The following is a 5091-nucleotide window of genomic DNA, read 5'->3' as shown; positions in this document are numbered from 1 at the left end:
CCCGTCCCCCCCGGCGCGCCCCTCCCCCCGCGCGGCGTGCGGCCCCGCCGTCGGGCACGCGAGGATCACCAGCAGCAGACCGACCATCGGCACCAGCCATGACGCGAAGGACCAGGACCACGACCACCGACAGGAGGGAGGCGCCGTGACCGGACAGGACTGGATGGAGAAGGACTTCTACGCCGCGCTCGGCGTCCCCAAGGACGCCGACGACGCCACGATCAAGAAGGCCTACCGCAAGCTCGCGCGCAAGTACCACCCCGACCAGAACCAGGGTGACGCGAGCGCCGAGGCGAAGTTCAAGGAGATCGGCGAGGCCTACGCCGTGCTCTCCGACGCCAAGGAGCGCGAGCAGTACGACGCGATCCGGGCGATGGCTGGCGGCGGCGCCCGCTTCTCCGCGGGCCCCGGCGGTGCCGGGGGCGCGGGCTTCGAGGACGTGTTCGGCGGCATGTTCGGCGGCGGCGGCCCGGGCGGCACCCGGGTCCGGTACTCGACCGGTGGCCAGGGCGGCGGCTTCGAGGACATCCTCGGCTCGATGTTCGGCGGCGCGGGCGCGCAGCAGTTCGGCGGCGGCCCCCGCCCGCGGGCCGGTGCGGACGTCGCCGCGGCCACGACCCTCCCGTTCCGCCAGGCGGTCGAGGGCTCGACCGTGACGTTCACCGTCGACGGCCGCAACGTCACCACCCGCATCCCGCCGGGCGTGCGCGACGGGCAGAAGATCCGGCTGCGCGGCAAGGGCCGCCCCGGCATGGCGGGCGGTCCCGACGGCGACCTCGTCGTCACGGTGCACGTCACCCCGCACCCCGTGTTCTCCCTCGACGGCACCAACCTCCGCGTGACCGTCCCCGTGACGTTCGCCGAGGCCGCGCTCGGGGCGACGATCAGCGTGCCGACTCTCGACGGCACGACCGTCAAGGTCAAGGTGCCGGCCGGGACGCCCTCGGGGCGCACGCTGCGGGTCAAGGGCCGGGGCGTGAAGACCGCGAAGGCGACCGGCGACCTGCTCGTCACGGTCCAGGTCGCGGTGCCGCAGAAGCTCTCGAAGGCCGCACGCGAGGCGGTCGAGACGTTCGCCGCCGAGACCGACGGCCAGGACGTGCGCGCCGACCTCGTGCGCGACGCGGCCGTCTGAGCAGCGGCGTGAGGAGGCCGTCGACCATGACCGCGGAGGGTGCGAACCCGGGCCGGGGGAGCGACGTCGAGCAGGATGCGCCCGTCCTCGTCATCTCCCAGGCCGCGGCGCTCGCGGGCATGCACCCGCAGACGCTGCGTCAGTACGACCGCCTCGGCCTCGTGGTGCCGCGCCGCACCGCGGGCCGCGGGCGGCGCTACTCGCTGCGCGACGTCGCGAAGCTGCTCGAGGTGCAGCGGCTCAGCCACGACGAGGGCATCAACCTCGCGGGTATCCAGCGCATCCTCTCGCTCGAGTCGCAGGTCGAGCGGCTGGAACGCCGCATCGAGGCGCTCTCCGCGCGCGTCGAGCCCGGTGGCAGGGTGTTCGCGGCCGCGGCGAGCGGTGACGTCGTCGTCGTGCCGCGCGGGCGCAGCGTGCGCCGCGGGGTCGAGGAGGCGCTGCGCGAGACGCTCGTCGAGCACGGCGAGGCGCGCGCGCTGGTGATCTGGCGGCCCCGGCCCGACGACGCGGGGTCCTGACCCCGGCTTTCCGCCCGGGTCTCAGCTCCGGCGGGCCTCGCGCGCGACGAGCGCCGCGGCGGCGGGGACGAGCGCGACCTCCGAGGGATCGAGGCCCGGGTCCGCGGCACGGGTCCGCGCGGCGGCGTCGAGGTGCCGCAGGAGCGCCGGGTCGGCGAGGTGGAGGAACGCGTCCAGCAGGACCCGCGCGCCCGGCGCGAGCTCGTCGTCCTCGTCGGCGGCGACCTCCGCGAGGACGACGGCGGTCACGGCGAGGTCGAGCCCGGCCGGCCCGAGCCGGGCGTTCGTCCAGTGCAGGACGGCCGGGCCGTCGGCGGTGAGCACGACGTTCGCCGGGTGCAGGTCGAGGTGCAGGACGCACGGCGACCCGGAGGGCGCGTCGAGCGCCGCGAAGGACGGCGCGGTGAGCGCCGCGTACGCGGGCTCGTGCGGCGCCGGGGGCGGGACCGCGTGCAGCGCGTCGTGCAGCGCGACGAGGACCCGGGCCGACGCGGCGAGCGACGTCCGCCCGCCGAGGATCGACTGGAGGAGCGTCGGCCCGCGCAGGAGCTCCATGGTGAGGTCGCCGTCCGTCGCGGCGTCGACGCGCGGGGCGGGGAAGCCCGCGGCGCGCACGTGCCGCATGACCTCGGCGGTGCCGACCGTGTCGGCCCCCGAGCGCGAGCGTCGCAGGACCCGGTCGGCGCCGACCGCGTACAGGTCGGCGTCGGCACCCGAGAACAGCGGCGCGCCGAGCGAGGGGGCCATGAGCCGACGTTACGCCTCTCCCGCCCTCCTGACGAGGGTCCGGGCATCAGCCCTGGTTACGCATTTATGCAAGAATGTCGTGCGCTAATACCGCGCCATTTCTGCATTTCTTAGCAAGGCCTTCCTTGCTATACATCGCGGAATTCCGGGAATACCGTGGACACGGAAGCCCGGCCCCCCACGGGTCCTCGGAGAACAGGAGATCGCGATGAGCAGCCTCACGGAGATGCCCCAGGTCGTCGAGTGTTCCATCGACGGCTGCGGGTACAACCACGACCACGGGTGCCACGCCGGCGCCGTGACGATCGCCGGTCACACGGGCGACGCCGAGTGCGCGACCTTCATCCCGCTCGGGACCAAGGGCGGCCTCGAGAAGGTGCTCGCGCACGTCGGGGCGTGCCAGCGCACCGAGTGCGTCCACAACTCCTCGCTCGAGTGCTCGGCCCCGTCGATCCGCGTGGGCGCCGGCGCGTCCGGCGAGGACAAGGCCGACTGCCTCACCTTCACCCCGCGCTGACGCGCGACCTCGACCTCCTCGGAGGCGGCCGGTCACCCACCGGCCGCAGACGCCCCCCAGACGCCCCGTCCGCGCGCTCGCCCGCGTGGTCGGGGCGTCGTCGTGCGGTCAGCGCTGGAGCGCGTCGAGGAGCTGGACGGCGGCGGAGTGGGTGCGGGGGAGCGGTTCGAGCCAGACGCGCGGCGGTCGGCGCAGGATCGCCGTGACGCCCAGCGCGAGGCCCGTGCGCTCGATGTTGTGGCGGAGCACGGTGCGCAGGGTGTCGTCGTCGGCGCCGCGCTCCCCGAGCACGACGAAGAGCCCGTTGCCGAGGGAGGCCATGGGATGGCCGTCACCGAAGGTGTGCGTCAGCGCGCGGCCCATCGCCGCCGACCGGGCGAAGCGCTGCCACCCGGTCAGGTGGTCGAGCGCGACGTCCACGACGAGCAGGCCGTGCGACGCCGCGGCGTCGACCCCCGCGCGCTGCGCGACGCCGTACGTCTCCCGGAGCCGTTGGACCAGGTACTGGGACGTCGCGAGACCGGACTCGGGGTCCATGACCTCGGGGGTCACGGGGGTCGCCTCGTAGCCGTCGGACCACCCGACGGCGACCGCGCGGAGCAGGTCGGTCCCGGGCTCGCGGTCGTGCGCCCGGTACATGCACACCACGTCGTCGATGGCCTCGCCGATCCCGACGCCCGCCTCGGCCCGCACGCGGCCGAGCCGCTGGGCGGCCGGTGTCCCGTCCCGCTCCTCGCACAGCGCCTCGACGAGGGCGTCGACGGCAGGGTGGTACCAGTCGCCCGGTCGCAGCCAGACGCTCTCGGCGCTCGCGCGACGCCAGCGCTCGCGCACCGCGTCGGGAGCGGGCACGGTGTACCCGTGGAGGTGGTCCATGTAGATGAGACGGGCGACGGGGCGATCCATGACGCGGATCGACGAAGAAGTTTCCGGGACGCCGCGTCCGGGGTGAAATCGGGCGAACGGGGAGGACTCCGGCCGTTACCGTTCTGTCGTCGGAAGCCCCCTGCCCCGAAGTTGGACGGGCGTCTACTATGGCCGCTGTACGCCTCGGAGCGGGGCGGTCTCCGGGGCGGGTGACATGACGCAGGCGCAGGAACGGGTGTGGAGCGAGGCGTTCAGCGACGCCGAGCTCATCACGGCCGTGCGCGAGGGCGACACCAGCGCCTACGGCGCGCTGTACGAGCGCCACGCCGCCGCGGCCCGCACGGTCGCGCGGCAGTACGTCCGGTCCACGGCCGACGCCGACGACGTCGTCTCCGACGCGTTCGCGCGCACGCTGTCGGTGCTCCAGGGAGGGGGCGGGCCGGACGTCACCTTCCGCGCCTATCTCTTCACCGTCGTCCGGCGCCTCTCCTACGACCTCGTCAACGGCGCCCGGCGCACGCAGCCGACCGACGACGAGCGCACGTTCGAGTCCGCGTTCGGACCCATGGCGTCCACCGAGGACCCGACCCTCGAGGGGTTCGAGCGCTCGACGGTCACGCGCGCCTACCAGGAGCTCCCCGAGCGGTGGCGCGCCGTCCTCTGGTACACGGAGGTCGAGAACCTCTCGCCGGCGGACATCGCGCCGATCCTCGGCCTCACCGCGAACGGCGTCTCCGCGCTCGCCTACCGGGCGCGCGAAGGGCTGCGCCAGGCGTACCTCCAGCAGCACCTGACGTCCGTCCCCGCCGAGGAGTGCCGCACGGTCAACGCGCTCCTCGGCTCGTACGTGCGCGGCGGGCTCGCCAAGCGTGAGACGGCGCGCGTGGAGTCCCACCTCGACGGTTGCGGCGAGTGCCGGGCGCTCGTGCTCGAGCTGGGCGACGTGTCGCACGGCATGCGGGCCGTCATCGCCCCGCTGGTCCTCGGCGTCGGTGCGCTCGGCCTCGTCGGGACGGCCCTCCCGACGTTCGGCGGGGCGGCCGTCGCCGGCGGCGTCGGTGCCGCCCTCCAGGGTTCGTCGAGCGGGGGCGCGGGATCGGCGGGCGGTTCCGCTGCCGCAGGCGGTTCCGGCAGTGCGGGCGCGGGAGCGAGCACGGGTGCGGGCGCCGGGGGAGGCGCGGTCGGGACCGGTGCCGTCGGCGGTGCGGGTGCCGCCGCAGGCGCGGCCGGTGGTTCCGGCGGTGCGGTCGGGGCCGGCGCGGCGTCCGTCGGTGGGGCCGCGGCGGCGGCCGGCGGTGCGGCGG

At 75.1% G+C, this 5091-nt stretch carries 6 protein-coding genes; 4 read left to right on the top strand and 2 right to left on the bottom strand.

Annotation, left to right across the window (positions count from 1 at the left end; genetic code table 11):
* Positions 1–145: 145 nt before the first annotated feature.
* On the top strand, positions 146–1135 hold the full coding sequence (locus ACFWH7_RS16110; RefSeq protein WP_378217811.1) for a DnaJ C-terminal domain-containing protein: 990 nt from the start codon (positions 146–148) through the stop codon (positions 1133–1135).
* A gap of 26 nt (positions 1136–1161) precedes the next feature.
* A complete protein-coding gene (locus tag ACFWH7_RS16105; protein WP_378217809.1) occupies positions 1162–1656 on the top strand; it encodes a heat shock protein transcriptional repressor HspR in 495 nt (164 codons plus the stop codon).
* A gap of 21 nt (positions 1657–1677) precedes the next feature.
* On the opposite strand, the gene ACFWH7_RS16100 is transcribed toward ACFWH7_RS16105, so the two are convergent.
* Positions 1678–2403: a phosphotransferase family protein gene (locus ACFWH7_RS16100; RefSeq protein WP_378217807.1), complete on the bottom strand. Its 726-nt coding sequence runs from the start codon at positions 2401–2403 to the stop codon at positions 1678–1680.
* A 208-nt stretch (positions 2404–2611) separates the two neighbouring features.
* Here ACFWH7_RS16100 and ACFWH7_RS16095 point away from each other — a divergent pair, with 208 nt between their 5' ends.
* Complete coding sequence (locus ACFWH7_RS16095; RefSeq protein WP_378217805.1) at positions 2612–2920, top strand: DUF1540 domain-containing protein; 309 nt, start codon at positions 2612–2614, stop codon at positions 2918–2920.
* A gap of 108 nt (positions 2921–3028) precedes the next feature.
* Here the strand turns inward: ACFWH7_RS16095 and ACFWH7_RS16090 are convergent, their stop codons facing one another.
* Positions 3029–3826 (bottom strand): hypothetical protein, encoded by a 798-nt coding sequence (locus ACFWH7_RS16090; RefSeq protein WP_378217803.1) that lies wholly within the window; start codon positions 3824–3826, stop codon positions 3029–3031.
* Between the two features lie 175 nt (positions 3827–4001).
* On the opposite strand from ACFWH7_RS16090, the gene ACFWH7_RS16085 reads away from it, so the two are divergent.
* The coding region (locus tag ACFWH7_RS16085) for a sigma-70 family RNA polymerase sigma factor (RefSeq protein ID WP_378217801.1) at positions 4002–5091 on the top strand (1090 nt) is incomplete at its 3' end.

The organism is Cellulosimicrobium cellulans (assembly GCF_042723955.1).
Classification (GTDB): domain Bacteria; phylum Actinomycetota; class Actinomycetes; order Actinomycetales; family Cellulomonadaceae; genus Cellulosimicrobium; species Cellulosimicrobium cellulans_H.
The sequence above is the reverse complement of the archived record's forward strand: the minus strand, read 5'-3'. Positions and strand labels throughout refer to the sequence as shown.

Coding starts and splice junctions, on each gene's coding strand:
- ACFWH7_RS16090 (WP_378217803.1), bottom strand. CDS start 3,826: ATGGATCGCCCCGTCGCCCGTCTCATCTACATGGACCACCTCCACGGG.
- ACFWH7_RS16095 (WP_378217805.1), top strand. CDS start 2,612: ATGAGCAGCCTCACGGAGATGCCCCAGGTCGTCGAGTGTTCCATCGAC.
- ACFWH7_RS16105 (WP_378217809.1), top strand. CDS start 1,162: ATGACCGCGGAGGGTGCGAACCCGGGCCGGGGGAGCGACGTCGAGCAG.
- ACFWH7_RS16100 (WP_378217807.1), bottom strand. CDS start 2,403: ATGGCCCCCTCGCTCGGCGCGCCGCTGTTCTCGGGTGCCGACGCCGAC.